We start from the raw sequence: 26,617 nt of genomic DNA, 5'->3' as shown, positions 1-26,617 counted from the left end.
ACAATTCTCACTTTTTGAGGGAGAGCACGTATGTTCATTAATGAAGAAGAAAGGGATGCACTGTATAAAGTGATCTTTTCCCGTCGGGATGTACGTCGCGATTTCATTCCTAAAGCAATTCCAGAAGATGTGTTGTTGAGAATTCTTACCGCTGGGCATCATGCCCCTAGTGTTGGTTTTATGCAGCCTTGGGACTTCATTCTTGTCACCGAAGAGGAAACCAAGAAGGCTATCAAGCAGGGGTATGATAAGGCTAGGCTAGAATCAGCTGAGCAATTCTCCGAAGAGAAACGTGAACAATATCGTAGCTTCAAACTTGAAGGCATCTTGGAAGCACCGCTAGGAATATGCGTCACATGTGACAGAGAACGCAATGGCCCTGTGGTCATAGGGCGGACAATTAAGCCTGAAATGGATCTCTATAGTACGGTTTGCGCCATTCAGAATATGTGGCTGGCAGCCAGAGCAGAAAACATCGGTCTTGGTTGGGTTAGCATTATTCATGATGAAGTGCTTAGAAGTGTGCTGGGTATTCCTGAAGACAAGGATATTATCGGCTATTTGTGTCTAGGTTACGTGTCGAAATTTAATGATAAGCCCGAGCTTGAAGAGTTTGGTTGGCTCAAGCGAGAGGAGCTCAACCAGCTGATTCATAAAGAAAAGTGGTCACAGTAAGTGGCCACCTTATTTTGATTTTGTATAATTAATCAATGCCTTAAATGGCTTAACACTCCAAATTTTCCCATCTCCTCCCTGATTTCTAGTTGAACAAATTATGAGCTCTTTACTCGGTTGTCAAACCGATAACTAGCTCACTTATTAATAAGCCTAATAGTTACGCTGATCACAATAATCATGCTGATTACTTTCCTTGATTAAATTATCACTTCAGGATGGGATCGATCCCATGGGATTGTTCCCATAAATCATAAAATATACAAACTTGAGTGAATCAATTGAGCTTTAACGCTACAAGGAAAGGATTATGAAACTATTACCTATTGCCAGCGCACTTTCCGTTGCCATCCTGTCAACCAGTACATTAGCCGCCACTTCTCCCGTCGAATTTTACGGCTACATGCGCGGTGGTGTCGGACTGAGTAACGAGGGCGGTTCTAACAGCAAGTGGGAAGTGAACAAGGTCGGTCGTCTTGGTAACGAAGATGATCTGTATGGTGAGTTTGGCCTGAAAAAAGAAGTGTACGCAGAGGATGATGTGTCATTCGTTGTTGACTCGATGCTTAAATACTGGGAAGGGCAAGACCAAAACTCCAAAGATCGCAGTGTTGAAGTAGCACAGCTGAACGTTCAGGCAACAGGTTTATTTGAAGATAAAGACATCACTATTTGGGCGGGTGAACGTTACTACCAACGTCACGATGTTCATATCGTGGATAACTACTACTGGGACGTCAGCGGTATCGGTGGTGGTGTTGAACACATTAATATGGGGCCGGGTAAGCTGTCTGTTGCGCTTCTACAAGACACTGTGGCTGGCGATCTAGATGACGGTCAGGAAACGACGGCTGTTATTGCCGATGTTCGATACGCTGGTATCCCAATGTGGGAAAATGCAGATTTGGAAGTTGGCTTGGATTATCACGCAGGTAACGAACGTAGTGGTCAGTCACTGGATGCCGACAACAGCCTGATGTTTACGGCAAGCCTTCAGCAATCATTAGATAGTGGCTTCAATAAAACAATCCTTCAGCTAGCGAATTCTGGTTACGCGGAGCAAATGACGACATTTGGTCACGGTAATGGTCTGGTTCGTGATGCCGCAAACAATGATGCGAAAGGTTACCGTCTGATTAACTGGGGTGTTGTTTCTGTTGGAGACAAAATTGAACTTGGTCACTCTATCCGTTATGCCGCAGCCACAGATGTGGATGGTACTGCGACGGATGATTCCACACTCAGCGTTGTAGTTCGTCCGCTCTACAAATGGACAGATAGAATGCGTACCATTCTGGAAATTGGTGGTTTCTCAGAAAAGATCAATAACGTAGACAGTGCAGGTAGCAAGTTTACTGTTGCACAGGCTTGGGTACCTAAAGCGGGTTTTTGGTCTCGACCTGAGATTCGAGTATTCGCTACGTACCTGAATGATGCAGAAAATGATAATGCTTTTGGTACTGGTAAAGACACAGAAATCAGTGTTGGTATGCAGGTAGAAGCTTGGTGGTAAGCGCTTCGTAGTCCACTAACTTTTCTTGCTGGGCGGGATAGAGTTATCCCGCCTAAACTCTTCAAAGTAGCTCTTTCCAAATCTCACTTCTTTCTTAATATCACATCATTGCTGCACCATTCGCCTGTTTTATTAAGTTGCTATAAATTAAGACTTATTCTTGACGTTAGTTTGCCAAACTTGGGTACTTATCTCATTGTCATCTTGATAAGATGAAAAAACGTGAAACCACTGTCGTCAGGGAATAATATGGACATTGCTGTGTTAACTTTCCAAGGCTTTAATGAGTTGGACTCATTTATTGCTTCTGGGATCCTCAACCGAATGAAAAGTGCTGGCTGGAATGTTCAAATTACCAGCCCAAGTGAAACTGTCACATCAATGAGCGGTGTGTCCATTGCTGCCCAGCAACCTTTAGAGTTTGCTAACCAAGCGGATGCGGTGCTTTTTGGTAGTGGAAGCCTGACCCGAGAGATTGCTAAAGACAGTGCTGTGCTATCCAGATTATCGCTGGATCCAAGTAAGCAACTGATTGGAGCACAGTGTTCAGGAACCTTATTGTTATCTGCTCTGGGGCTTTTAGATAACACGCCCGCATGCACCGATTTGACCACCAAACCATGGGTATTGGAAGCTGGTGTGGAAGTTCTGAATCAGCCATTTTATGCCAATGGAAATATCGCAACCGCAGGCGGTTGTTTAGCGTCTAAGTACTTGGCTTGCTGGACTATTAGTAAATTGGCTGGAGTAGAGCAAGCAGAGAGTGCTATCCATTATGTCGCGCCAGTGGGAGAAAAAGAACAAACAGTCATAAAGTGCCTATCAACTGTGACGCCATTCTTGTAATTGAAGGAGTGAACGCTATGGCATTGGGTGGCCGTTCATCCGCCTTTTCCTTCAGCTAATAGGAATTCAATGGAACGTTTTATTGTATTTACAGGTGGGCCTGGCTCAGGGAAAACATCGGTTATAGAACACCTGCAAAGCCTGGGGTACAAGACCGCTGACGAAGTTGGTCGACGAGTGATTCAACAGCAGGTTGAGAGCGGTGGTAGTGCCCTTCCATGGTTGGATAAAACCGCTTTTCGTGACGCCATGGTTTCAGCAGAAATAGACAAATATCGTCGAATTGGTGTTGGGGAAGAGTTCGTGTTTTTCGACCGAAGTATTGTCGATAGTTACGGTTATAGTTTATTAGAGGACTTGGCCTTCACTGAGAGTCTCATACAGCACTGCTATCAACTCAGATATCACCTACAGGTGTTTGTTTTCCCTCCTTGGAAAGAGATATTTGCCAACGATGCGGAAAGGAAGCAAGACTTTGCCGAAGCCGTGACCACTTATGAAAAAATGCGCGAAGCTTATCAATCATTTGGCTACACCTTAACGGAAGTACCAAAAGGTAGCGTTGAGCAAAGATCACGATTTGTTCTTGATGCGCTAAGCTCTCGTTAACCTCAATCAATAAGTAACTGAAGAGATAAGCATGACTTACAAGCAGTTTAATCAGTTTTGTTCTGAGCTTCCCGCGACTACCCATATTGTGCAATGGGGGGATTCTCATGTTTGGAAAGTAGGGGGTAAGGTATTTGCCGTCGGCGGTTGGGGCAAATCGGACAAACCCGCCTTTACGTTTAAAACCTCCCCGCTAAATTTTGATTTTCTCAGCGATCATGACGGGTATATTCCTGCACCTTACTTTGCGAACCGAGGAATGAAATGGATTCAGCAAGTGGAAACGTCAGGTGAACTTGATGAAGAACTAGAGTATTACTTGCGCGAGTCTTACCGGCTGGTGGCTTCAGGTTTGAGTAAACGTAAGCAAAGTGAACTTGGGTTGAACTTGGAAGCGAAAAGTTAGCATCCTGTCATTTCCTTTCTCCAATCTATACTTTGTTTCTCGCGGTTGCTAGGATCCGCATTCGCGGCTGCACATGGATACAACTTACGAATTAAGTGACTCATTATGAATGTAGAAAATGTGCTTCCTGAAAATTTCGCAGAGATGCTGGATGTTTGGGAAAACTCAGTCCGAGCGACTCATGACTTCATAACAGAAGAAGATATTGAGTTTTTTAAACCTATTATCATTGAACAAGCTTTTCCGGCCGTCACACTGAAGTGTATAAAAAACGAAACCGGCAATATTCTAGGCTTTGTGGGTGTTCATAAAGCAAAAGTAGAAATGCTGTTTGTGTTAGACACCGCGAGAGGCAAGGGCGTGGGGAAAGCATTATTGCAATATGCCATTAAGCATCTTGGTGTAAACAAAGTAGATGTGAATGAGCAAAACCCCATGGCGGTCGACTTTTACAAACACATGGGGTTCCATGTTGAGTCGCGCTCACCTGTTGATGATATGGGAAAACCATTTCCAATTTTGTATATGACGCTCTAAGTCCCGGTTTGTCGTCACTCAATCTGTTAGAAGAAACGCTCAAAGCTAATAACTTTGAGCGTTTCCGTATATATTCATTATTTACAGTGACTTATATAGCCTAAATGATAGGTTATTTACGCAATTTAATTTTCATATAAGGAACCTAATGGCTGTCTTAAAGATTCTTACCGCACCAGATCCAAAGTTAAAGATAAAAGCTGAAAAAGTATCGGACATTCAATCCGTTCAGACCCTAATCGATGACATGCTGGAAACACTCTACGCGACAAGTAATGGAATTGGTTTGGCGGCAACTCAAGTGGGCCACCGTGAGGCTATTGTGATTATTGACCTGTCGGAGAGCCGCGATCAGCCACTGATATTAGTGAATCCAGAAGTAGTAGAGGGTAAGAATCGAGCGATGGGACAAGAAGGGTGTTTATCCGTCCCGGATTATTATGCTGATGTTGAGCGTTACACATCCGTTGTCGTTGAAGCTCTAGATAGACACGGCGAACCTGTGAGGATTGAAAGTGATGATTTTCTTGCGATTGTCATGCAGCATGAAATCGATCACTTGGCAGGTAATCTGTTTATCGACTATCTTTCTCCATTAAAGCAGCGTATGGCATTGAAAAAAGTGAAAAAACACATCAAAACAATGGCAAGCTAAACATGATAAAATGATAAATACAGGGAGTGTACTTAATGCAGCCTTTTGAATGTGTGTCATTTCTTTTAGTGGATAACAACCAAATACTGCTGGAAAAGAGGTCGATACATAAAGCGAGTGACCCTGGCTTAACCTGTATTCCCGGTGGACATATCGAAGATGGCGAAACTCAGCCACAAGCCCTGTGCCGTGAGCTAAAAGAAGAATTGGATCTTACCGCCAATAAGTATCATTACTTGTGTTCTCTTTACCATCCCACCTCTGAGTTACAGCTTCTGCATTATTACGTTGTGACTGAGTGGCAAGGTGAGATTAAAGCACTGGAAGCGGAGAGCGTAAGTTGGAAAAAGCTTGAATCAGATTCAGTTTCGATTGAGGCAGATAAGCGAGCGATAGAAGAATTCAAACGAGTGAATCATCATCTTTGCTAGTGACTTGAGAGGGGGGGGGACTATGAATCAAGCTGCGGCATTGTTACCTCTCTTCTGGCGTGAATCCCATGAAGAGCTGCGTGAACTTAAAAATATAGACAAAACGGTGCAGGCTAGTGATTGCTATGAAGCGTGGTTAGATGAAAAACGTCAGCTCACGTTTTGTGATATTCAAGATACGCATTGGATTAAATCCTGCACTGGCGGCTACATAACTGAAGTCGTCTTTCATGCTAACGGGACATTAGAAGAGTTCCGTTTGTTTGACCGATTTCCGACTCAAGGTCATTGGCAACTGCACGACGGTATTCTGCATGTGGAAATCTATAAAGCGAATAACTGCTACACATTTGCTGTGATAGGCTGCCAAGCCGTCAATATTCATTCCGCCATCGAATACAAAAACGGTGAGCTACACTCATATCTCAAGCTCGTTCAGGTTAAGCCAAACTAGTGTTTTAGAGGTAGAGGAATCTTCCCTATGTCAAAAGGCCTCATTCTACTGACTTCTGCCGTATTCTTTTTCTATGGTCTGGCGTTCGCTATTGCACCGAGCAGTATGCTTAACCATGCGACTGGTGGGTATGCGACTTCTGCATCTATGTTGGCTGATATACGGGCAACCTATGGCGGCATGTCTGTCGGTGTTGCGCTTATCCTTTTCCTGCTTTCGCAAAAGCCGTCAACACTCACAATAGGCTTGCTGGCTGTCATTTTTGTCAATGCGAGTATGGCAACAGGGAGAATCATCGGCTTAGTGAGTGATGGTGAAACCAACAGCACGATGTATTTCTATCTCATGTTAGAAGTTGGAGTGTCGCTGCTTGCCCTATATCTGTTTAAATCAGAAAAAACAGGGGGCTGATATGCCAATAGCACATTGCACAATCTTGTCGGATTTGGTTTCCAAAGCAGAGACCGGTGAAGTTATTGAGCGCTGGGGCAGTTTGTCTGAGCAGCCTACCACAGATATGACCATTAATTTTGTTCGGGCTGAGTGGCAAGAGGGGAAGTCGTACTCAATCATTGCGAACCTTTGTTTGCCGTCAGTCTGGTCAGAAAAATCAGTGAGCGCGCTACAGCTGGGGTTGGCAAAAGCCTTATCAGAGAGTTTTTCTGTCGAGCCCAAAAACGTATTGGTTATGACAACGATTCTAAGTTCAGGCTTCGTGGTGGAAAATGGGCGCGAAGTGACTTGGTAACGTCGCTCCCAGATTTTAATCTTCGTTATGAAGTTAGTTCTTCATATTAAGAATGAGTACCGCTGCTAACGCTAGAAAAGCGGTCATCATCAGGAAGACATCGTTGTAGGCCATGATCGCGGCGTCGCGTTGCATGGTACTGAGTAAACTGGCTTCAGCTTGCATCATAGCTGTGGCGGCGTCACTTCCAGATTGCATAAAGAAGGCTTGCTGCTGATGCAGCGTATCCCAACCTAATGTACTCACCGATGGCAGAGATTCTTTAATATGTGCGAGGTGTTCACGGGTTTTGTTGTCGAGCAAGGTCGCAATGATAGCAATACTAAAAGCACCGCCAAGGTTACGCATAACATTGGTCAGTGTTGAGGCATCTGGAGTGTCTAGCTTGCTGATGTTTTTCATCGCGACCAGAGATAACGGCACCATAATGAACGGGCTGCCAATAGCACGTAGAATCATCGACAGAATCAGCTGGTGACCACCGAAATCTATCGTCATGTGAGTATTGACGTAGCAACTCAAGCCGAACATCGCGAAGCCAAAGGTGACTAAGTACTTAGGTTTGATGATTTGAGTCAGTTTAGGAACCAGCGGAAAGATCAGGAGCTGAGGAAAGCCCATCCACATCAAGACCTCACCAATCTCCATTGCGTTGTATTGCTGGATCTGAGTTAAGTACAGAGGCAGCACATAGATTGAACCTAGCAAGGCCATGCCCAAAATCAGATAAGCAATACACGACATGGCAAACTGTCCGTCACGCAGCAATCTCAAGTTCACTAGCGGTTTCTTGTGCTGTAACTCATTGATAACGAAGTACACTAAACTCACGGCGGAGATAATGCTTAGCGTAATGATAAAGCTAGAGCTGAACCACTCTTCACGGTTTCCTTCTTCCAATACTACTTCGAGGCAGCCCAAACCTAACGCCATAGTCGCAATGCCGAACCAATCGGCTTTTTTGAGGGTATTTAGATTTAGCTTCTCGTCATCCAAACCATAGCGAATCATTGTAATCACCAGAAGCGCTGGTGGAATGTTGATATAAAAGATGTAGTGCCAGGAAAGATTTTCCGTTAGCCAGCCACCAAATGTTGGACCAATGGACGGAGCAAACGTAGCGGTAACACCAAACAACGCCATACCAACGGCTCGCTTGTTAATCGGCAGTAGCTGAATAACCAGAGAGAAGGCGAGAGGAATTAATGCACCGCCACTAAAACCTTGCATTGCGCGGAAGACGATCATCGAGGTCATGTTCCATGAAAAAGAGCAAAGCAGTGATGACAGTGTGAAGATTGCTGTAGTCCAAGTCAGGTAACGACGCTTGCCCAGCGCTTTAGACAACCAACCACTGAGTGGGATAGCAATCATCTCAGCGACTAAATAGGATGTCGAAATCCATGAGCTCTCATCCAGAGTCGCAGACAGCGCACCTTGTATGTCTTTCAGTGACGAGTTGGTGATCTGAATATCGAGAATGGCCATGAAGGCGCCAATCAAGCCACCAAATAAAGCGATCCAGTGGCGTGTTGGCACTTCACTGCCTTGAGCTGACGGTGCGTTTAAGGTTGCTTCCGACATGGATTAACCTCTGGTATCAATGGTTGCCACAACTGATAACCCCGGTAGTAATCGGCCTTTCAATGCTTGTTGGTCGGGGATGGTGATTTTAACTGGTACGCGCTGAACAATCTTGGTGAAGTTACCTGTCGCGTTCTCCGGAGGCAATAGCGCAAATTTAGCGCCAGTGGCAGGTGAAAAGCTGTCTACGATGCCTTCTAATGGTTGGCCTGGAAAGGCATCCAGCTCGATCTCAACTTTTTGTCCCTGATGAATGCCGCTCAACTGAGTCTCTTTGAAGTTAGCTTCTATCCAGACGTCACTCGTCGGCACCAAGCTCATTAATGGTGTACCAGCTTGAACCAACAGACCTTCACGCACACTGCGCTTGCCCACGATACCATCGACCGGCGCATAGATTTTGGTGTAGTCGAGGTTGAGCTGAGCTTGCTCGACGGCTGTTTGAGACTCAACAATGGATGCCTGAGCTTGTTTAATGTCGCTATCGATAACCGCGAGCTGATCGTGAGCAGCAACCAGACTCGCTTTCGCTTCATCCAGCTCGGCCTGAGTGACTTTTTGTTGAGCCAGCATGTTGTCGACTTCATCTTGCGACGCGTAGTTGCGTTTAAGAAGGCTGCGTGAACGTTGTACTTGCTGAACAGCGCGATCATATTCCGCTTTTGCTGAATCGACGCGGCTTTCTGCTTGATGGATTTGGCTTTGTTGCAAGGTTTGCTGTGCTTTCAAATTCTCTACGCTGGACTGTGTGACGGTGAGGTGTGCTTTCGCTTGTTCGAGAGCAGTGCGGTAGTCACGGTCGTCAATTTGGACTAACAGATCGCCTTTTTTGACTTTTTGGTTGTCATTGACAAAAGAGTGTTCAATGTAGCCAGCCACTTTAGGGCTAATCGTGGTGATCTCTCCCTGAAGGTAGGCGTTGTCGGTGGATTCGAAGTACTGACCGTATCCAAACCAGTACCCACCGCCCAGTAATCCTAGTGACAGCATAATGGCTGTCGCTATAAGAGGGGCTTTTCTGGATTTTGCTGGCTTAGTCTCGGTATGTGTATTCGTCATTATTTTTCTCGTAATCAGTTTTCGTCTTCGGCGGATGTTACAAAGTGTAAATGATTTGGATTGATTGATAAGATAGGAAAAAAGAGAAACACTGTTGCAAAAATTTAACTAATGAAGGCGTGAGGTGATGAGATGGATTTGAATGCGATTGCTGTTTTCGCACAAGTTGTTGATTGTGGGAGTTTTACTCATGCAGCGGATGCACTGAATATGACCAAGTCAACCGTGAGCCGAAAGTTAGTTGAGCTGGAAAAGCATCTAGGTGTGCGCTTGATCACGCGTTCAACGAGAAGTTTAGTGTTAACACCGGAAGGTGAGCGGTTTTATCAATCCAGCCTGCAAATGCTGGAGATTATGAATCAGGCTGAGCTCGAAGTGTCTGCCAATCAGGATCTGATTCGCGGACCATTAAATGTGGTGTTACCAGTTGAGCTGGGTCATCAAATCATGGGCTCATACATCAACGCTTTTCTCAAAGAATACCCCAGCGTCACCATTAACCTCGAACTGTCGAATCGAGAAGTGGACATCATCGCTGAAGGCATTGATTTGTACGCGCAAATTGGTGAATTAGAAGACTCTGCTTTGGTTTCTCGTCCACTGACAAAATCACAGCGTGTATTGGTTGCCAGCCCAGAATATCTTGAGGAGCATGGAGGAATTGAGTCTCATCGTGACTTAATTCCACCGCATCAAATGGTTGAGGTATTTAACCGCGCGGTGAGGTTGCCTAAGTGGCATCTGATTCCGGAAGACGGAGACTCCTTGCAAATTGACCTGCCACACCGATTACGAGTCAACACCATTACCGCCTGTCTGAAAGCCTGTCTGGACGGGCTTGGCATCGCAGTATTACCTGAATTCATTTGCCGAGAGCACTTTGCCAGCGGGCGACTTATTCAACTGCTTCCTGAGTATCAAATGCCAGAAGTGCTTGTGAGTTTGGTCTACGCAGATAGGCAACTCATGCCGAAGCGTAAAAAGGTCTTTATCGACTTTTTATTAGAGGCATTCAGCAAAGACCTTGCTGCACGCGGGTGAGCCAAATTCGCAAGCCTCTGTTATATATGCTGGACTAGACTCTATTTAGAAGGATTGATAAAGGTAAGGTCTGCGAATGAGGTTGAAGCCTTGGCTTGTTAGTGTGGTACTACTGATGGTTACATCAGTTTCCTACGCCAGTGATAGTAAACGAATTAAAATAGTTAGTCAGGAATGGCTAGGATACACCAATAGCGACGGCACAGGCCTTTACTGGGAGATTGTTAAAGCCGTTTTCCAACCTTTGAATGTTCCCCTTACCCTAGAAGTATTGCCATGGAAACGAGCCAAGCATCTTGTCCGAAAACAGGAAGCCAGCGCTTATTTGGGCGATTACTTTTATCCAAACGCGGATGCGTTTCTATATCCACAATGGCACCTTAGTGTGGAAGAAGATGTAATTGTTGTGTTTGCTCGAGGCTCGCTTGATTGGGAAGAGCAGCAGCTTTCATCATTGGTAAATAAGAAAGTCGCTTGGGTTCGGGGTTACGGTTTTGAGAAGGGCTTCCTTAAAGATATTCCGCTTGAATTGGTAGAGGTAGACAGCGCCGAGCAAGGGATGAAACTTCTAAAAAAGGGCAGAGTGAGCGCTCTAATAGATTATCCATCAAGCATGGCTAGTTCAGAATTGTTAGCGACAGACGCGTTTGTTACTGAAGTTGCCAAGAAAGGGGAGAAACTTTACGTCGTATTTTCTAACACCGAGTCATCAAACACACTCATTGAGATGTTTGATACCCATATGCCACAACTTATCCAGTCTGGTGAACTAAAACAAATTTATCTTACTCATGGTCAAGATTATGAGGCTTACATGTCATCGATTGGGGAGTGATCTGTCAATTTAGAACTGACAGATCACTGGTATCATTATTCGCACTCTGGAAAATGTTCCCTTAAATCTTCCAGATCGGTTAGCACTGCAAGGTAAGTCGAAGCTTTGGAGTTGTTTGCTGGGCCTACGACAGTACCTGTTTTATGTAGCATTCCCATGCTAGAAATTGTACTGGCGGACTTTAATGAAAGTTCTAAAGCGAGCAACTCTTTCGAAAACCCTTTTAAATCTTGCGCAATTTCTTTGGCATCCAACGTCGCGGCAAGTTCTGATATTTTTGATTGGGTGTTGATGAAAGAAATAGAATCAGCGGCAATGGTTTTAGTGACGACTTTCAAATGATCCGATTTGCTTGCAGTAATCGCTTTGCTGTTGATACATGAGATCTTGAGTTCATTGATGCTGTAACCATTAACGATAGTGATCCCCTGAGTGGCGGATTCTCCTGAGGCTTTTAGGCTTTCCGAACCGCTGTCGGCGGAATGCTTGATAGTATCACTCCAGTTGTAGACCCTTACGTTTGTTCTATTCAATTCTGCCTGAAGAGTATTGGCGGCTTTATTTATACTCTTACTACTCGAAGTGAGCGCATTTTGGCACTCTTTTTCGTTACAGGTAGCCAAATTAAAAGTAGCGTCTGTAAGGGCTTGATTTAGGTTAAAGGAAAGAGCTGAAATTGCGATTGGCCCTTTGCTATCCGATTTATATTCATGCTTGATAACGGTTGCGTTAACAGGGTTGTTCCTCGATGAGTGGTTAAAACAGTTCGAAGTCATTGGTGAACGATTTCTGTCTGAATAGCATAAATCTCCAATCTGATAAGTGAGCTGGCCATCGAGACTTATTTGAGTGGTTTGCAGAGGATAGAAACGTATCGGGTCGTTAATCCCTCCTTCGTTTTTGGCGGTGTAGGTTAGTCCGTCAAAAACGGTCAGTTGGTTTGAGCTGCTGCACGCGGTTAGGCTGGCAAGGCAAGCGGCGACTAGGATTCCCCTTTTCATTTGAATCCCTCCTTGGTGTCATATGAATTTAGATTAATATTGAAAGTTAATTATTATAGAAAGCTCAATATTTATAAGTGATCTGTATCATAGTGTTTAATTTCTAGACTTCACCTTTGTCTAAATAGATTGTCTCTAACCTCCAATGTTGCGCCTTTTCTTGCCGGTTCTGATCTACTGCTAGAGAGTGAGGTGGATGTGAGTGTGTAACTTAAAAGAGCAGGGCAGGACTGTTGATAAACCAGTAATAATACCGCGCCGTTGCTAAGCGATGGCGCGGCACAAAGCTTAAGAGCGTTGCATAGGATGTGCTGTTGTATGAGTCAGAGCGTTGAGACTGCTGCCTTGCGCAGCGAGAAACTGCTCAAAGTGAGGCAGTAAAGGCCCTAAGGTTTCAGCGACAGATGCTTTGATGGTATCGACAACCACTTGAGTTCCACGGTCAATTTCAATGTTAACTCGGTCGCCAACCAACTTGCTACCCAGCGTCGTCTGTCGTCGGGTCTCGGGAATAAGCCAGACTTCAAACCACTGAGCTTGATGATCGACAGCGGACACGGTCAAGCTGGCACCATTGATGGCGATGTATCCTTTTGCAAACACATAAGAGCTCAAGCTTTCAGGGAGCCCAAAACGCAGACGATAATTGCTGTCTATTGCTTCGATTAAGACAACCGGAGCTTGCGCATCGATATGCCCGGACAAAGGATGACCACCAATCTCGGCGCCGTCTTTGGCAGCCCGTTCCACATTGACGAGTGAGCCGACCTGCTCGCGACCAAGAGTCGTGATCTGAATGCTCGGTAGGACAACATCAAAAGACGCTCGGGTGTCACTGATTTGGTCTGTGACCGTTAAGCAGACACCGTCAACGGCTACACTTGCTCCGATGGTTAAGTCCTTACAAAAGTCATCGACAAACTCAAGCTCAAAGGTTCGAATTCCTCCGCGATCGTCAATCCGTTGGATCGTCGCGATGGAGGAGACAATTCCTGTAAACATAGGCGTTACTCCTTACGATCAGCTGGCTAAAGCGCTGGTGTTTTGTAGTCGATAGGCGACGATGTCTTCGATCGTTAATACCGGCATCCCATGCTCTCGTGCGAACTCAACAATCTGTGGAGCGCGAGCCATGGTGCCATCAGGGTTTGTTACTTCACATAGAACGCCAGAAGGAGCTAAGCCCGCTAGAGTCATTAAGTCGACCGTTCCTTCTGTGTGGCCGCGGCGACTTAAAACGCCACCAGAGCGTGCACGTAAGGGAAATACATGCCCAGGGCGCGCCAAATCCTGCGGCTTTGCATCTGGCGCAATAGCGGTCTGGATAGTGGTGACGCGGTCATGGGCTGAGACGCCGGTGGTAACGCCTTTTTTAGCTTCAATTGAAACTGTGAATGCCGTCTGATTCGCACTGTCGTTACGGCTAACCATAGGCGGTAAATCGAGTTGAGTGGCTTTGTCATCCGTTAAGCACAGGCAGACAATCCCGCTGCATTCTCGAATCATTAGTGCCATTTGCTGGGGTGTGAGATGTTCAGCAGAGTAAATTAAGTCACCTTCATTTTCTCTGTTTTCATCATCAAGTAATAAAACGCCTTGTCCGCGCTTTAGAGCATCAAGAGCCGCGTTGACGCGGTCGATAGGAGTGCCAAATTCGGCAAGTAAAGATGTCTGATTCATGGTGTTTCCTTATTGTTTACCAGAATCAGGGCAATATGGGATAGAAGACAACGCAAAATGCACCAGCGTTTCGCAATGAAACATCTGGTGTGCATCAATTCTCTCTCATCCGGACTATAACCGTCGGCTCTGGCATCTCACCAGATCTGCTGACCTCGACGAATCGAGCGCTCGCGGGCTCATCTTGTTAAAGATATACCGCCGGTGGGGAATTTCGCCCCGCCCTGAGAATAAATATATGTATTAAGTACCCATTGTTATGGGCGGCCTTAGCATAGTGCATTTCGGGATTGCAGGGAATGGAAAAGTGACACAGAGTCTTTAGAGACCGAGTGAGCAATTTGGACTCTTTCGTAAACAAGGTGCATCTAAGAAATTGGTTCTTGATCTCAAGTTAGGTTGAGGTTTTATCCTGCGTTTTCTTAGTTTCAAGGAGGCCCAGAGATGGGCCATCGCTGAGCACAGGATTTTGATAAGGAGCAACTATGAACCCAAGGAACTCAACATTGCGTGTCGCTCGACCAACGAACGATCTAGATACTCTCACCAATATGTATATTAACGGCTTAGGCTTTGAATTGCTGAGCAGCTTTACCGACCATGAAGGCTTTAGTGGAACCATCATCGGTCATCCAGCTCATCCCTATCATTTAGAATTTACACACCACTACGGCAGCCATGTAGGGCCTGCACCAAGCCAAGATAACTTACTGGTGTTTTACGTACCCGACGAAAGTGATTGGAAGCGTTGCTGTCAGAATATGCTCGGTGCGGGTTTTCAGAAAGTGACCTCATTCAATCCTTATTGGGAAAACGTTGGATGTACTTTTGAAGACATCGATGGTTACCGCGTTGTATTGCAGCGTCAGGTTTGGGAGGCGTAATGGGCAATTTAGAGCATGTAAAATTAGATCGAGATATGCGAATCGCGATTGTACTTGGCTCGTCAAAGGCAGATGGCAATACACATCAATTCGCTGAAGCTGTTGCTGCGGTTTCCGGGGGGCGCGTGTTTGACTTGTCAGATTATGACATCACATATTACGACTACAAACATCAGAACGAATCCGATGATTTTCTTGAGTTGATGCGTACATTGGTGGATGCAGACCATATAGTTTGGGCGTCCCCTGTGTACTGGTATTCGATGTCAGCTCAGATGAAAGTGTTTTTTGACAGGTTGTCGGACTTGACGGAGAACGACAAGCTTTTAGGTCGGCGATGGGCAGGAAAAAGCATGTCGGTCATTTCTACGGGCTATCAATCTACGTGTCCATCGTGTTTTATTGAACCATTTGTGATGACCGCTCGGTATTTTGATTTAGATTTCAGAGGCCACCAATATCTCTCTATTCAAACGGAAGCTGATCTTACGCATATAGAATCGGCTGCTCAAAAAGCGGCAGCGCATATCAACAGCCAGCAAATTCGTGAGAAAGACGTCAGCGTACAATAACTGTGAAAGCGTTCAATCTGGGCGTTGAAACTTTCGCCCAGATTGAAGCCGAGCTATTCGTAGTCGCTAATGATAAGTGACTGTTAACACGGGGCCCATTCCCAGTTCGCGGGAGCTGATATCAAGACCATTGAGGCTCTTGGGTACAATGATAAGCCCAGTATTTTCTCCGTTAAGCCAAGATTGAAGTAAGTCCGAGTTGGTCAAATCGATACGGTAAACACCAGTCTCTTTTGGTGAGAAGGTGGTTAGGTAGTCGCCAGAACCGCCATTATCGTAAATCGATTGCCAGGTCGCCGTCTGCTCATTCCAATTTTGATTGACGCGATACAATTCAAAATTGCCAGTCGAAGCATTGGTCACGTGTAATGCCAATATCACTGAATCGAATTCAACGCCTTCAGGTAATGCAGAGAAATCAAACTTCATCAGCGCATTGGTTTTTCCATATTTGGTATCAAGCAAGTCAGCAAGTAAGCCGTCTGCATGATTGTTGAAGTTTTCAGAAGCTTTGCTGGAGGCGATAAAGGTATCGTCGCTGGTTGGTAACGATAATGAGTTAACAGGTGTCTCACAGTCTTTGCGTTCGTTGTAGCTCACGACTAGTGCTGGTGGTGTACCTGTTTCGCTTGAATCAAAGTCAAGGCCATCTGTCGTACCGGCTGACGCGATGACTAGGCCAAAATTGCCATCATGCTCCCATAAGTCGAGTAGGTGGCTGTCGGTTAGATCAACATCGACCGTTCCCGTTGATGATGGTATGAATTGGGTCAGTGTTCTTCCGGCGATTTGTTCACCATCCACTGAATTCCAGGTCGCCGATGAGTCTTTCCACTCCTCTGCAGCGACATGAACGCCATACTCTCCATAAGATTTGTTGGTGACTTGCAATTCAAGCTTAACACCGGCTATATCGACACAAGTTGGAATGGATGAAACGTCAAAGGTCATTAGGCTCATAGTTCGGCCGTAGGTAGAATCAGATGCATCGGCGAGCAAGCCATCTTCGTGTCCATCAAAGTTAGTGTCTGGCTGTGATTGTGCGACAAAAACATCTTGTGTGGCGGATAAGCGAATGAACGAAGGAGATGTATCAGGATCTTGATTTTTAAGTATCGAGAGACGATCCGCGGATTGAACCAATTCCATCGTTTCTCCGACTTCGTTGAGTGACCACCAATTCACGTTCTCTGGTAAACGGAGGCTATCCGCTTCTCTCTCCTCTCTTGTCAGCGTTGAAGCTGAAGTATCAAACTGCGCAGTTCGGACGGTCATGGAGTCTTTCAATACTTGAATGACTTTTACTTGCTGAATACTTGCTGCGTCTAGAGTCCAGCTTTTAGGGTCATTAGCAGAGCGGGCTGCTGCCCCCCAACTGCCTTCACCGATGTACACTGTTCCTCCGGTTGGCGAACTAACAAAGTTGTTACCGTCCGGTTTTAGTTCTCGGGTCGCTTTGGTTAAGTGACTATCTGATTCGACAACGAGATTCATACTGTGCTGGTAAAACAACTCTGCCCACCAGCTAAACAGATCTGGGCTATCAGACTTGGATGAAACGTGAGGAAACATTGGTCTGTGGTATTGTGCCACGCGCCAGATGTTCTCTTCGCCATGAGTGGCCAAATCTTGTTCTAGCCATTCGTTCATTTGGGAGGCATAGCTTGACCAGCCACTTTTGCGAAATTGGCTGTTCAGCGTGTAGACGCGAAGTAATGGCGAAATGTTAACAACGTTGTAGGTATCAAAAGGATTACACTCGCCATTACCGTCAGCATCGACTCCAAACACTTTACACAGCGTTGAGTAATCGTAATCTTCGTGGTTGCCGTGGGTTGGAATGAATGGGTAGGTACGTTTGTACGCTTTGCCATCTATCTGGTCACTGGAAAAGGTCAATGCCCAATCTTCTAAGTACTGAGCCATTTGCGACGCGCTGTTTTGGCTGGTGTAATCGCCGCCGTGAAGAATGAATAAGGGGCGAACCTTCGCGACTAGTTGATTCCCCATTCTTCGGTTGGTCCACCCTGTGCGAGTATCGCCCCCAGCGATCATGACAAACTCACTATTGTCTATAGGAGCGGTGCGGAACCAAAAGCGCTCACCACAACCTTGTTGGTCACAGACACGATAGTAAACGGGGGAATCCGGCACCAGGTTATCCAATCGGACAAAATAGCTGAGTAAGTCGCCAGCAAATACATGATCGTAGCTAGGTTGTTTGGTTAGCCATGTGGCTTCATCGGTTGACGTTCCATATTGCACATAGGGTTGTTCACTCTCGCCGTTAGGAGAGAATCCAATGACCGCTTCTCGCGCAGGGTCACCGTCCCAGACTACTCGATGATATTGTGTCGCGGCTCCCGCATTCAGGCTGGTGAGCCCAGCTACGGCTAAAAGTGACAGTGTTGCAATCCTTCGAATCATAATAAAGTCCATAGTTTATGGGTTAGAGTCGGTCTAAACTGACCATGAAAATTCGACTATCGGGCTTGAGTGACCAAGATTAAAAAGGCGGCATTTCGATAGGGAAGGGTTTTCACTTGCCCATCACGAAAGTCAACGGCGTTTGCCCCTTCGCCCAATCGAGAGTAAAAGCCGCTTAAAGGAATCGAATGGTCTGCTGTCCAGTAATCACCTTTGCGCACCCTAGGAAAAAATCCGCCACTGATTTTGGCCTGCCCATTTGGAACCGAGAGGTTAATTAGTGTGTAGAGCTCGTCCGTTGTGGGGACTCGCCAATCACTGCGGCCACACAAGGATTCGGCATTGGTTCGAGTGACATGGTCGAAACTGTCGCAGCGACCATCGTCAAAGAAACAATCGCCGCGATCTGGGACACCTCGCGAGCCATCAAACCATGAGTACGACCAATACGAATCATGGATGTTTTCAGAGTCTGTTTTTACTTCCCAGAGTAATCCCGTTTTCTTATCCAATACGCAGCTCCAAGGCCCACTCCAGATATCGATGGGTTGACCTCTCATAGTTATCTTTTGCCATCGTGATGGTTGTGGTTCTTCTTGCTCAATAGGGTTGAAGTAAGCGATGACTACTAAGCTTGCAATCAAAGTAGCGAGTATCGACAGTCGTTTGATCATTGTGTTACCTCAAGTGCTAAACGTATGCCTTGAGCATGTCGTGTGTGTGCTATTTGGGAATGGTCAAAAGCGGCAACCCAAAGACATACACCATCACGTATTGCAATGTCCTGAGCTGATCCTGTATCTAATTTTCGAGCGATTTCGAGTGACCATGCTCCGTTGTTCCACTGCCCAAATGCACGGACATCACCTCGGTCACCTTCAAACTGATTGGAGTTATGTAATACCGAAGGAAGGGTCGTCTTGAGGGGAGATTGGTCAATGTTATGTGAGTAAACCTTAGTGTCGTGCCAGCTCAGGTAAGGAGCGTGATTCGTAGATTGGTTGATAGACGAAAAAGAGCCGGTTAGGTTTGTATTAGGCAGTCGTTTCGGGGTGACGCCATTAGGTGAATACCACTGCCAATTCATGACGTAAGCCCCAGATTCTTTGCCGTCAGTCATATAGCCAGCGGTATAGCGCCTCTTAGCTGGGTCAACTTGCTGAGGAGTAGTGAACGAATTGTCATCCGCCTGATACATGCCATTGGTTCGTACAGCCTTCCAATGCCATAGATCACGAAGGCTGTTATCTGGCGAATAGTGATAACCTTTGCCGTGCCAATTGGCAGGTTTTCCTTCTAGTGGCTTAGGCCCAAGGTGAGCGGTTCCATCGGCGCCTAGGTTGCATGAATTGGAGATCATGATTGCAAGTTTGTCTTCATAGAATTGCTTTTCGTCGAAGCGATAAAAGCCGTCTTCTTGGACTTGCCAACCTTTGTCTGTTTTAACCAAAGGGAGGTGATCCAGACTTTCGGTTGGATCATCCCAAGTGATGTGGAAGAAAATATCCTGCTGGTTGTGGAGCGCTTTGATGCTGATGCGAGTATGCCCATTTTCAAACCCTTCTCCACCATAGGTTTCTACGTAGGTCGACGGTGTATTTTGCCAAATGGGCTCTTCGGCAATGCCATCAATGTTGATAACTTGCTCTGAAGGTAGGGTTGTGGCCGTCAGTACTGAAGAGGAAGTCAGAAAGATTCCCGCCCAAGGGAAAAGGGTAAGCGCTAATACTGATAATATTTGCAGTATTTCATGCTTGGTTATTCGAGTTGAAAAGATAGTGAGAAATGCCGCCACACCATATTGGAGAAAGTAACCGCCAGCGTGCAGAAATACGTAAAGTAGTGCCCCGTGTGCAAGATAAAAGTGAACCTTGCTTGCTTCACCTGCGTAACCGCCAAGCAGCAACCACCCTGTCAAGATTAATGCAGGGAAGAGGAGGTAGCTGACTTTAACGAAGCGTTGATTAAATGCGTTGATGCCTCGACGCTGGCTCGATTTAACACTCGGCTTGAGCCTCCAACGATAAATACAATATGAGAGCGCCAAAGCACTTAACGCAATACCGGAATAGATGTGGATGGAATGCAATTGCCCTTGAGGAAGCCACACCGAGAAGAAAAGCCATTGCGGATGGCTTACTGTTGCAATGCGAAAGCCTGTTAAAAGATTCATCAGAACACACAGCATGGCAAAGCCATGCAGCACGACCCAAAGTAGTGTCCGTTTCATTAACCAGATTGAGCAAGTTGATAAGGGTGAGTCAACTTTAAAGTAAATGATTCAAAAGGATAGGATATGAATCACATATGAATAATGTTTAATATGAATTTATTGCCATTGTAATAATTCATCGATGTCAGACCAATATCAAAGCCGACCAAAGAAAGGTGCGTAAACAAAACGGAGTGCTACACAATGGCCTAGGTGAAGGCCACTAGGACTGAGATTCACTGATCTATTTTGGTCATTCTCTTTTTCAATTCTCTTTGAAGAGTGTTGATAGCGTAAGGCTTCATTGTCTTCCAGTTTTGACACTCTTCACGTGTTCGAGCACACCCCAAACACCAACCTTTAGGGCCTGAGAAGTCACACACATCAATACACGGGCTTTTTTGTTTCTTCATATCTTAAATGCGCCTGTAATTGCGGTTAGGTCATAGCCTCTGTAGGACTTGCTCGATGCTGGCTTCTAGCATTCGAAGGCGATTGAACTCTTCAAAGAGCCTTTGTTCGAGATTTTTAAAGTTCAGAGGCAGCGTACGCTGACAAATACCATAGCTATTATCCAGAGCTTTATAACCTTTCCAGCCTTGGATTCGCTCACCTTCTAGCTCCATTAACTGGCGAATAAATTCAGATTGAGATGGGCAATCTTCCTCAGCGTGTACGCATACCGGAAACTGTTTTTGCTTGATTTGCGGTGCTTCTATGAAGGTCTCAAAATGGACACCGCCTTGGTTGTGATTGAACCAATTTTCTTTGTAAAGCTGAAGGTAATTTCCGCGATTGTAAATTTCCCAGCCGTCATCAAACCAGCTTGCTTGCTGGAGCATTTTCTCAAGGTTACGGAAGACACCTTTAACATCTTTCATCGGTTGATTCTCTTGTTTTACTTCGATAGCAGATACAAAGCTCAGTGCGTTATGGGGGAGAGCGTTTGTATCTGAAATAAACTATACTCCCCCATAGTATAAAATACTACCCCCCAGTATAATGTGAGTGCTACATTATCAGGTAGAATCTCGCCACTGAATAAAGGGAGTGAGTAAGCCATGTCACACATAGCGAAAGATCAAAAGAAGCTCAAGGCACGGGTTAGCAAGATACAAGGTCAGGTAAACGGCTTAAAAAAAATGTTGGATGAAGAGCATGAGTGTCAGAATGTGCTCCAGCAAATAGCAGCGATTCGTGGGGCGGTGAATGGCCTGATGCGTGAAGTGATAAAAGGCCATCTACAGGAGCATGTTGTGCTTGAAGAAGATACTAAGCAGAGAGAAGAAGATATGGAGATCGTGTTGAAAGTGTTGGATTCCTACATCAAATAATCTTGCTCAAACGATCCCATTGAAGCTTTAAACCTAGGCTGCTCGTTACATCCCTCTTCAGAAAATCGCCTTCTTCCTATGTTTGATATAGAAAAAAGCGCTGATTGCGATGAACAGAAACGTAAAGTAATAGAAAAATGAAGAGAGTGAGGCGATGAAGTCGATGTGCTGTTCTATCTCCAGCTCAGTATGGCTCTGAGACACCAGCTTATAGTAGTAGGCGTATAGAATACCAATTGAGCCGTATCCTAGGTTGAACATTAAACCTTTGAAACTCAACACCGTTGCTCTGTTGTGAGACTCGGTCTTTTTATTGAGGTGATAACTAATGAAGATGTTCATCGTCATGATGATAAAGATGAGTAACAAGGCAGGGATTACCCCATAGATTGACCACCCTAGGCTGATCCAATAGTACGTCGCCATGCTTGCTAAGCCCATGATCGCAATAAACCTTTTGGGGGCGATACGTTCCGCTAGTTTACGACTTTGCCCAGCCAGTAATATTTGCAAGACGCTTATCCCCGCGCCGATCAAACCGAAATAGATAATCGGAATATCGATTGCGCGATAGTATTGGCTGTTCATCGTTAAGAACATCCGCGATGTATGCTCAAACAAGCTGTAGTAGAGCAATATGAATAACACGTAAGGGGTGGAAAGCACCCACTTACCCGTATTCAGTGTTAATTTGAGGCTGGCGATTGTGGTGGCGAATTTACTGTCATGCACTGGCAATGCACTGTTGTCTTCTTCCATATTAATTGCGGCATAAAAGGCGATAAGTGCAACGAACAGAGTGGCATAGACCGGAATACGCATGATGTCTTGCGTCTTTTCTGGAGCGTCGAGGCCAAGGAAGTTAAACACCGACGCCATAAAGTTCACGTCATACATAGCTGCGCCGATTAGGGTGACCAAAATCCCCACGCTAGAGGAAATACGCAGTTGGATCTGCAGCACTTGTGGCCAGACGTCTTCTTTACCTTGCTCTTTGAGCGTGTCGTATGCCAAAGCTTCGTCGGCGCCACTCGCCAATGCCATCGCCAAGCCACTCAACACTCGGTTAATCAAGAAGACAAAGAAGACAATAGTAGGGTTACCCGTTGGCACGAAAGCGATCATGGCGATCTCTATAAACATGACCACTGAAGATAGCACCACCAGCTTTTTTCGCCCCAAGGTATCAGCAAAAGCGCCAGATGGGACTTCAGCTAGAACAATGGTCGCCGCCCAAACGACGTTAAGCATCGCGAACTGAGACAGGGTTAAGCCATAATCGAGATAGAGTAGGGTGAATACAGGGTAGTAAAAACGCGCAAAGTAACTGCTCCGAAAGATTAAGAAGCTGCGGACATTACGGATTTGAAGAATTTCTCTGAGCGTCATGAAGTATTCAACATTTTGATGATCTTAAGATTATGTATATACCTTTTGTGGTTCGATGGTAAAGGTTTGTGCTTGATTTAATTAGATTATTGCCACGGTTAACCCGTTAGTGAAGGAAAGCGCATTCAGAACTTGTCTTGCAATGAAACCGCTTTCCAGTTGAGTGGCCGTTATTCATCCATAGTAAGTGGTGTATTTGTCAGCATGGAAAGCAGCCTTGCTACTCGTTTTCTCATATCACGTCTATCCACAATCATATCGATTGCCCCGTGATCCAAAAGAAACTCACTTTGCTGGAAATCTTCGGGTAATGTCTCACGTACGGTTTGTTCAATTACGCGACGCCCAGCAAAACCGACTCTTGCCTTAGGTTCGCCAATATTAATGTCTCCAAGCATCGCTAAGCTTGCAGAAACGCCGCCGTAAGTTTGGTCAGTGAGTATTGAAATGTAGGGTAATTTAGCATTTGAGAGTTGTTTCAATGCTGCACTGGTTTTAGCCATTTGCATTAACGCCATCAAGGACTCTTGCATCCGAGCGCCGCCACAAGCCGAAAAGCAAACCAAACCGCAGTTGCTCTCTATAGCAGTGTTAACAGCGTGAACAAACCGCGCACCCACCACAGAACCCATCGAGCCGGCCATAAATGAAAACTCAAAGGCGCAGGCTACAACGGGTAGGCCCATAAGCTCACCTTTCATCGCAATTAACGCATCTTTTTCGCCTGACTCTTTTTGAGCCAAAGCAATACGGTCTTTGTACCGTTTTTGATCTTTAAAACCCAGCGTATCTCTTGGTTCATGTTGACTTGCAATTTCAATCTTTTCCCCTGTATCTAAGAAGCTATCAAGCCGGTAGCGTGCTTTCATTCTCATGTGGTGATTACAGTGAGGGCAGACGTCCAAGTGAATTTCCAGTGTTTTGTAGTAAAGAACTTGATTGCACTGAGGGCATGTTTTCTATAAGCCTTGTGGTATTTCTGATTTTCGGGCACGGACAACATTCTTTTTATGTATTAGCTTTTCAAGCCAACTCATGAGTCACCTTTAGTTGTTTAATCCAGTTCATGCATTGTATAAACCCAATCTAGGTAATAAAGTGTATTAAATGAGTTAGTAAATCCAACTTAATGGGATAGTCAATCGTGCTTGAGAAAATTGAACAGCAATGGCTGACAAGTTTTCATTCTGTATATGAAAACATGAGCTTTAAACGTGCATCCGAGTTTCTCCAGTTGCCGACTTCCAACGTCAGTCGCCACATCAGTATGCTCGAAGAGCGACTTGATACACGACTATTTGACAGGACGACCCGAAAAATAGCTCCGACAAACGTGGGAGAACACCTATATTTGCTGACGCAGCCGTTAATGAGCAAATTGAACGATGCACTTGAAGAGGTCACTCGCCACTCTCAAGAAGCTGTTGGGCAGCTTAGGGTATTGATGCCAGACTCGCCGCCATTAGCGAATGCAGTGGTCAGCTTTTGCGAGCAATACCCATCCATCTCATTGTGTTGTGATACGAGCATTAGCCCTAAAGAAGATTTGTTCGATGGGTTTGATATTATCTTGAAATTCCATCGCGGGCGTCTTGAGGATTCAAATCTGGTTGCGAGAGAGATTAAGCGCTGGCCGAGTGTTGTTGTCGGTTCTCCTAAACTGCTAGAGCGGTACCCGACACCTTTCCAGACGACTGACTTACAACACATTCCATGCATCAGCAGCCTAACCGCAATAAACGGAACACCGTGGGTTTTCAAAAAAGATAACGGCGAACTTAGCACTCAGAAAGTACGATCTTCGTTTAAGGTCAACAGTGGTCATCTGGCGAAAACGGGAGCGATATCAGGGTTAGGGCTTGCGATACTACCAATTGAAACGTGCCAAGCTGCAATCAACTCAGGTGCTTTAAAGATCATAGAAATGGAGTACCAACCCGATGACTTGGTTCTTTATGCCTTTTATGCATCAAGAAAACACGTTGCCAATAAGATTCCTATGTTCATCGAACATATTAAGCAGCATGCGAATTTTGCTGGGTGAGTAAGGCTAAAGGAGCGAAGCCGTGAAATGTTCCCATCATAACCCAAGCGCAGTGTAAACTAATCGACTCAATAAAACAGTGAGGGGGATGGCTCATTAATACTGAAAGAGGATACGTGTAAAACTCACTTAGGTAGATACGAACGAGCATGCATCAAGGTGGGGCTAGAGCGTGCACATGGCCTGAGACATGCGTATACGCACCAGCGATACCTTGATTTCACGGGTATTAACGCTCCTGCTGTGGGAGCGTCGAGAAGAGGAGACTGCTGTTTATCTAGATCGTTAAAAAGGGCAACACCTAAAGCTTTTAATTAACGCAAAGATTAGAGGTTAGGGAAGCGATGACTGATTAAAGGATGCTTACTTAATAATTAGGTCAACATATGTAGCGTTATGGTCAGACATTCGTTGATCTTTTTCATTGATGTGATTCCATGTACCAACTTCAATTTTCCTGCATTTTCAACCAGAAGTGCAGAGATACAAATGTGGCTAATGTTTTGTCTAAGAATATCAGTTTTACGGTCAGGTAAAGCAAACCTTGTTCTTCAAAATCAATCTCAGTAAGACAGTTTAAAGAGTTGTTGGATAAAGCTTCTATTAACTGGCCTCTACAGTATTTAGGCTCGTACCTTCTTGGTTTGGTATTTCTCACCTGATTAAAGTCTTTTTGGGCAATTAAAAGATTGCCACTATAAACGGTAAGCATACCGTATGGGATGATATTTACACAAATACAGCGATGCCGCCTATTGGAGAATTAATGCGTTCGCAGATAGTCACTTGGGGGTTATAAGTTTCTATTATTTCAATCAAGGGCCATTCTTAAAATAGGCCAGAGGATATATAAAGAGACGGTGACTCGAGAGGCTATTGTAAATAGAAAATACTTAAACTCTTTAGGTGCTTTGCCTGGAGCGATTTCGGTTATTCAACAATATCTGCATTGATAGCTTTGGACTTCTCAAGGGCTCGCTCACTATTGAACAACGTTCTGATATCAAAGGGAATAACTGTAGAAAAGGCGGCAAGCTGGGATTAAGTTATCTCCTGAGGCTGTACCGCCTTTATTTCTTGGTATTAATTGGTCAGTCGCGATGTTATTGGTACAGCCGCAATAGCAACAAGTATTCGAGTGCTCGATCTCTGCCTTTTTATTATAGATTTTTGTCTAACGCCGTAATGATGGGGGAGGTACCTTTTAGCTGACGCATTATACTCAATGTGCTCCATTGCTAAGTTAGCATAATCTCAATAATACATCTCTCTGAAAGTTCTATTTTCGTATCCCATGAACTAGCCAGTCTTGTTTATCTCAGAATAAATATTATGTTTTATGACTACTTTCTAGTGTAGTTATCAGAGATAATTGTCGTTTATACATATAATCAATATTGTATGGCTGAACTATTACTGGTAATGGGGCTCTTGCTACCAGAGAAACGATGGAAGTAAGACGTAATAAACCTCATACTTCATTTGCGACTTGCTCCCTTTATAAGCTTATAAAGTCACTTTTTGAGGCCAAAGCTATAGTCTGTAGTGACCTTTTGCTGGTACCCATCTCTAAGTCACTTTCTGTAGGTTAGGACTTGATTTAGAGTAAGTTAAATAAATTCTTTCAATTTATAAATATCTTTTATGTTGTGGTATGGCGTGTCGTTAATATAGAATCCGC

At 45.0% G+C, this 26,617-nt stretch carries 28 protein-coding genes, 1 pseudogene and 1 riboswitch; of the genes and pseudogenes, 17 read left to right on the top strand and 12 right to left on the bottom strand.

The genetic code is table 11. The annotated features are described in order from the left end of the window. Positions 1 to 30: 30 nt before the first annotated feature. From bluB to F0265_RS16455, 11 genes are all read left to right on the top strand, one after another. Positions 31 to 675 carry a 5,6-dimethylbenzimidazole synthase gene (gene bluB, locus F0265_RS16505; RefSeq protein WP_171749722.1) on the top strand — a complete coding sequence of 215 codons (645 nt, stop codon included), beginning with the start codon at positions 31 to 33 and terminating at the stop codon, positions 673 to 675. 310 nt (positions 676 to 985) lie between these two features. Beyond that, entirely contained in the window at positions 986 to 2,188 is a 1,203-nt protein-coding gene (gene lamB / locus F0265_RS16500; RefSeq protein WP_171749721.1) for a maltoporin LamB, read from the top strand. A 249-nt stretch (positions 2,189 to 2,437) separates the two neighbouring features. Beyond that, positions 2,438 to 3,034, top strand: coding sequence for a DJ-1/PfpI family protein (locus tag F0265_RS16495; protein WP_171749720.1), 597 nt, complete (start codon positions 2,438 to 2,440; stop codon positions 3,032 to 3,034). A gap of 69 nt (positions 3,035 to 3,103) precedes the next feature. After that, on the top strand, positions 3,104 to 3,643 hold the full coding sequence (locus F0265_RS16490; protein WP_171749719.1) for an AAA family ATPase: 540 nt from the start codon (positions 3,104 to 3,106) through the stop codon (positions 3,641 to 3,643). A gap of 31 nt (positions 3,644 to 3,674) precedes the next feature. Next, entirely contained in the window at positions 3,675 to 4,049 is a 375-nt protein-coding gene (locus F0265_RS16485) for an MmcQ/YjbR family DNA-binding protein (RefSeq protein WP_171749718.1), read from the top strand. Positions 4,050 to 4,154: 105 nt separating this feature from the next. Further along, on the top strand, positions 4,155 to 4,586 hold the full coding sequence (locus F0265_RS16480; RefSeq protein WP_171749717.1) for a GNAT family N-acetyltransferase: 432 nt from the start codon (positions 4,155 to 4,157) through the stop codon (positions 4,584 to 4,586). 148 nt (positions 4,587 to 4,734) lie between these two features. After that, on the top strand, positions 4,735 to 5,241 hold the full coding sequence (def, locus tag F0265_RS16475; protein ID WP_006962566.1) for a peptide deformylase: 507 nt from the start codon (positions 4,735 to 4,737) through the stop codon (positions 5,239 to 5,241). A gap of 35 nt (positions 5,242 to 5,276) precedes the next feature. Continuing rightward, positions 5,277 to 5,672, top strand: a complete 396-nt coding sequence (locus F0265_RS16470; protein ID WP_171749716.1) for an NUDIX domain-containing protein — start codon at positions 5,277 to 5,279, stop codon at positions 5,670 to 5,672. 22 nt (positions 5,673 to 5,694) lie between these two features. After that, positions 5,695 to 6,126 (top strand): hypothetical protein, encoded by a 432-nt coding sequence (locus F0265_RS16465; RefSeq protein ID WP_171749715.1) that lies wholly within the window; start codon positions 5,695 to 5,697, stop codon positions 6,124 to 6,126. Between the two features lie 27 nt (positions 6,127 to 6,153). Then, positions 6,154 to 6,537 carry a DUF4345 domain-containing protein gene (locus F0265_RS16460; RefSeq protein WP_171749714.1) on the top strand — a complete coding sequence of 128 codons (384 nt, stop codon included), beginning with the start codon at positions 6,154 to 6,156 and terminating at the stop codon, positions 6,535 to 6,537. Position 6,538: 1 nt separating this feature from the next. Next, positions 6,539 to 6,874 carry a hypothetical protein gene (locus F0265_RS16455; protein ID WP_171749713.1) on the top strand — a complete coding sequence of 112 codons (336 nt, stop codon included), beginning with the start codon at positions 6,539 to 6,541 and terminating at the stop codon, positions 6,872 to 6,874. A 33-nt stretch (positions 6,875 to 6,907) separates the two neighbouring features. Here F0265_RS16455 and F0265_RS16450 read toward each other — a convergent pair whose 3' ends face one another. Next, on the bottom strand, positions 6,908 to 8,458 hold the full coding sequence (locus F0265_RS16450) for a DHA2 family efflux MFS transporter permease subunit (protein WP_171749712.1): 1,551 nt from the start codon (positions 8,456 to 8,458) through the stop codon (positions 6,908 to 6,910). Between the two features lie 3 nt (positions 8,459 to 8,461). Continuing rightward, complete coding sequence (locus F0265_RS16445) at positions 8,462 to 9,517, bottom strand: HlyD family secretion protein (protein ID WP_171749711.1); 1,056 nt, start codon at positions 9,515 to 9,517, stop codon at positions 8,462 to 8,464. A gap of 132 nt (positions 9,518 to 9,649) precedes the next feature. Here F0265_RS16445 and F0265_RS16440 point away from each other — a divergent pair, with 132 nt between their 5' ends. Continuing rightward, positions 9,650 to 10,558 carry a LysR family transcriptional regulator gene (locus tag F0265_RS16440; RefSeq protein ID WP_006962559.1) on the top strand — a complete coding sequence of 303 codons (909 nt, stop codon included), beginning with the start codon at positions 9,650 to 9,652 and terminating at the stop codon, positions 10,556 to 10,558. Between the two features lie 115 nt (positions 10,559 to 10,673). Beyond that, positions 10,674 to 11,393, top strand: a complete 720-nt coding sequence (locus F0265_RS16435) for a transporter substrate-binding domain-containing protein (protein WP_234425310.1) — start codon at positions 10,674 to 10,676, stop codon at positions 11,391 to 11,393. Positions 11,394 to 11,428: 35 nt separating this feature from the next. Here the strand turns inward: F0265_RS16435 and F0265_RS16430 are convergent, their stop codons facing one another. The 3 genes from F0265_RS16430 to ribB all read right to left on the bottom strand — a co-directional run bounded on the left by F0265_RS16430 (position 11,429) and on the right by ribB (position 14,074). Further along, a complete protein-coding gene (locus tag F0265_RS16430; RefSeq protein ID WP_021458701.1) occupies positions 11,429 to 12,394 on the bottom strand; it encodes a hypothetical protein in 966 nt (321 codons plus the stop codon). Positions 12,395 to 12,682: 288 nt separating this feature from the next. Further along, positions 12,683 to 13,396 (bottom strand): riboflavin synthase subunit alpha, encoded by a 714-nt coding sequence (locus tag F0265_RS16425; RefSeq protein WP_171749710.1) that lies wholly within the window; start codon positions 13,394 to 13,396, stop codon positions 12,683 to 12,685. An 18-nt stretch (positions 13,397 to 13,414) separates the two neighbouring features. Next, positions 13,415 to 14,074 (bottom strand): 3,4-dihydroxy-2-butanone-4-phosphate synthase, encoded by a 660-nt coding sequence (ribB, locus tag F0265_RS16420; protein ID WP_019274638.1) that lies wholly within the window; start codon positions 14,072 to 14,074, stop codon positions 13,415 to 13,417. Between the two features lie 93 nt (positions 14,075 to 14,167). After that, a riboswitch (FMN riboswitch) is annotated at positions 14,168 to 14,310 on the bottom strand. A 249-nt stretch (positions 14,311 to 14,559) separates the two neighbouring features. Between ribB and F0265_RS16415 the strand changes: the two genes are divergently transcribed. Together F0265_RS16415 and F0265_RS16410 are read left to right on the top strand one after the other, a co-directional pair. Further along, positions 14,560 to 14,958, top strand: coding sequence for a VOC family protein (locus tag F0265_RS16415; protein WP_171749709.1), 399 nt, complete (start codon positions 14,560 to 14,562; stop codon positions 14,956 to 14,958). Between the two features lie 35 nt (positions 14,959 to 14,993). Next, positions 14,994 to 15,530, top strand: coding sequence for an NAD(P)H-dependent oxidoreductase (locus F0265_RS16410; RefSeq protein ID WP_171749708.1), 537 nt, complete (start codon positions 14,994 to 14,996; stop codon positions 15,528 to 15,530). A gap of 66 nt (positions 15,531 to 15,596) precedes the next feature. Here F0265_RS16410 and F0265_RS16405 read toward each other — a convergent pair whose 3' ends face one another. From F0265_RS16405 to F0265_RS16385, 5 genes are all read right to left on the bottom strand, one after another. Beyond that, positions 15,597 to 17,957: a DNRLRE domain-containing protein gene (locus tag F0265_RS16405; RefSeq protein WP_171749707.1), complete on the bottom strand. Its 2,361-nt coding sequence runs from the start codon at positions 17,955 to 17,957 to the stop codon at positions 15,597 to 15,599. 56 nt (positions 17,958 to 18,013) lie between these two features. Next, the gene (locus F0265_RS16400; protein ID WP_038511015.1) at positions 18,014 to 18,631 is read right to left on the bottom strand and encodes a DUF1566 domain-containing protein; all 618 of its coding nucleotides are present in this window, start codon (positions 18,629 to 18,631) and stop codon (positions 18,014 to 18,016) included. Next, positions 18,628 to 20,187, bottom strand: coding sequence for an ethylbenzene dehydrogenase-related protein (locus tag F0265_RS16395; RefSeq protein WP_253809490.1), 1,560 nt, complete (start codon positions 20,185 to 20,187; stop codon positions 18,628 to 18,630). Before F0265_RS16395 ends, F0265_RS16400 begins: the two co-directional genes overlap by 4 nt. 218 nt (positions 20,188 to 20,405) lie before the next feature. Beyond that, the gene (locus F0265_RS16390; RefSeq protein WP_171749706.1) at positions 20,406 to 20,582 is read right to left on the bottom strand and encodes a DUF1289 domain-containing protein; all 177 of its coding nucleotides are present in this window, start codon (positions 20,580 to 20,582) and stop codon (positions 20,406 to 20,408) included. A gap of 30 nt (positions 20,583 to 20,612) precedes the next feature. Then, the gene (locus F0265_RS16385) at positions 20,613 to 21,050 is read right to left on the bottom strand and encodes a hypothetical protein (protein WP_171749705.1); all 438 of its coding nucleotides are present in this window, start codon (positions 21,048 to 21,050) and stop codon (positions 20,613 to 20,615) included. A 180-nt stretch (positions 21,051 to 21,230) separates the two neighbouring features. Here F0265_RS16385 and rcnR point away from each other — a divergent pair, with 180 nt between their 5' ends. Next, a complete protein-coding gene (gene rcnR, locus F0265_RS16380; protein ID WP_095572685.1) occupies positions 21,231 to 21,503 on the top strand; it encodes a Ni(II)/Co(II)-binding transcriptional repressor RcnR in 273 nt (90 codons plus the stop codon). 57 nt (positions 21,504 to 21,560) lie between these two features. On the opposite strand, the gene F0265_RS16375 is transcribed toward rcnR, so the two are convergent. Then, positions 21,561 to 22,892: an MFS transporter gene (locus F0265_RS16375; protein ID WP_171749704.1), complete on the bottom strand. Its 1,332-nt coding sequence runs from the start codon at positions 22,890 to 22,892 to the stop codon at positions 21,561 to 21,563. Between the two features lie 170 nt (positions 22,893 to 23,062). Continuing rightward, a pseudogene (gene accD, locus F0265_RS16370) lies at positions 23,063 to 23,929 on the bottom strand (acetyl-CoA carboxylase, carboxyltransferase subunit beta). Positions 23,930 to 24,036: 107 nt separating this feature from the next. Between accD and F0265_RS16365 the strand changes: the two are divergent. Continuing rightward, positions 24,037 to 24,936 carry a LysR substrate-binding domain-containing protein gene (locus F0265_RS16365; protein ID WP_171749703.1) on the top strand — a complete coding sequence of 300 codons (900 nt, stop codon included), beginning with the start codon at positions 24,037 to 24,039 and terminating at the stop codon, positions 24,934 to 24,936. Positions 24,937 to 26,617: the final 1,681 nt, after the last annotated feature.

The sequence above is a fragment of the Vibrio sp. RE88 genome, from assembly GCF_013113835.1.
GTDB lineage: Bacteria > Pseudomonadota > Gammaproteobacteria > Enterobacterales > Vibrionaceae > Vibrio.
This window is presented reverse-complemented; position numbering and strand designations above follow the sequence as displayed.

Coding starts and splice junctions, on each gene's coding strand:
- ribB (WP_019274638.1), bottom strand. CDS start 14,074: ATGAATCAGACATCTTTACTTGCCGAATTTGGCACTCCTATCGACCGC.
- F0265_RS16450 (WP_171749712.1), bottom strand. CDS start 8,458: ATGTCGGAAGCAACCTTAAACGCACCGTCAGCTCAAGGCAGTGAAGTG.
- rcnR (WP_095572685.1), top strand. CDS start 21,231: ATGTCACACATAGCGAAAGATCAAAAGAAGCTCAAGGCACGGGTTAGC.
- F0265_RS16460 (WP_171749714.1), top strand. CDS start 6,154: ATGTCAAAAGGCCTCATTCTACTGACTTCTGCCGTATTCTTTTTCTAT.
- F0265_RS16415 (WP_171749709.1), top strand. CDS start 14,560: ATGAACCCAAGGAACTCAACATTGCGTGTCGCTCGACCAACGAACGAT.
- F0265_RS16465 (WP_171749715.1), top strand. CDS start 5,695: ATGAATCAAGCTGCGGCATTGTTACCTCTCTTCTGGCGTGAATCCCAT.
- F0265_RS16440 (WP_006962559.1), top strand. CDS start 9,650: ATGGATTTGAATGCGATTGCTGTTTTCGCACAAGTTGTTGATTGTGGG.
- F0265_RS16480 (WP_171749717.1), top strand. CDS start 4,155: ATGAATGTAGAAAATGTGCTTCCTGAAAATTTCGCAGAGATGCTGGAT.
- F0265_RS16400 (WP_038511015.1), bottom strand. CDS start 18,631: ATGATCAAACGACTGTCGATACTCGCTACTTTGATTGCAAGCTTAGTA.
- F0265_RS16425 (WP_171749710.1), bottom strand. CDS start 13,396: ATGTTTACAGGAATTGTCTCCTCCATCGCGACGATCCAACGGATTGAC.
- F0265_RS16410 (WP_171749708.1), top strand. CDS start 14,994: ATGCGAATCGCGATTGTACTTGGCTCGTCAAAGGCAGATGGCAATACA.
- F0265_RS16495 (WP_171749720.1), top strand. CDS start 2,438: ATGGACATTGCTGTGTTAACTTTCCAAGGCTTTAATGAGTTGGACTCA.
- F0265_RS16395 (WP_253809490.1), bottom strand. CDS start 20,187: ATGAAACGGACACTACTTTGGGTCGTGCTGCATGGCTTTGCCATGCTG.
- F0265_RS16490 (WP_171749719.1), top strand. CDS start 3,104: ATGGAACGTTTTATTGTATTTACAGGTGGGCCTGGCTCAGGGAAAACA.
- F0265_RS16390 (WP_171749706.1), bottom strand. CDS start 20,582: ATGAAGAAACAAAAAAGCCCGTGTATTGATGTGTGTGACTTCTCAGGC.
- F0265_RS16430 (WP_021458701.1), bottom strand. CDS start 12,394: ATGAAAAGGGGAATCCTAGTCGCCGCTTGCCTTGCCAGCCTAACCGCG.
- F0265_RS16485 (WP_171749718.1), top strand. CDS start 3,675: ATGACTTACAAGCAGTTTAATCAGTTTTGTTCTGAGCTTCCCGCGACT.
- bluB (WP_171749722.1), top strand. CDS start 31: ATGTTCATTAATGAAGAAGAAAGGGATGCACTGTATAAAGTGATCTTT.
- F0265_RS16445 (WP_171749711.1), bottom strand. CDS start 9,517: ATGACGAATACACATACCGAGACTAAGCCAGCAAAATCCAGAAAAGCC.
- F0265_RS16375 (WP_171749704.1), bottom strand. CDS start 22,892: ATGACGCTCAGAGAAATTCTTCAAATCCGTAATGTCCGCAGCTTCTTA.
- def (WP_006962566.1), top strand. CDS start 4,735: ATGGCTGTCTTAAAGATTCTTACCGCACCAGATCCAAAGTTAAAGATA.
- F0265_RS16405 (WP_171749707.1), bottom strand. CDS start 17,957: ATGATTCGAAGGATTGCAACACTGTCACTTTTAGCCGTAGCTGGGCTC.
- lamB (WP_171749721.1), top strand. CDS start 986: ATGAAACTATTACCTATTGCCAGCGCACTTTCCGTTGCCATCCTGTCA.
- F0265_RS16455 (WP_171749713.1), top strand. CDS start 6,539: ATGCCAATAGCACATTGCACAATCTTGTCGGATTTGGTTTCCAAAGCA.
- F0265_RS16385 (WP_171749705.1), bottom strand. CDS start 21,050: ATGAAAGATGTTAAAGGTGTCTTCCGTAACCTTGAGAAAATGCTCCAG.
- F0265_RS16435 (WP_234425310.1), top strand. CDS start 10,674: ATGGTTACATCAGTTTCCTACGCCAGTGATAGTAAACGAATTAAAATA.
- F0265_RS16470 (WP_171749716.1), top strand. CDS start 5,277: ATGCAGCCTTTTGAATGTGTGTCATTTCTTTTAGTGGATAACAACCAA.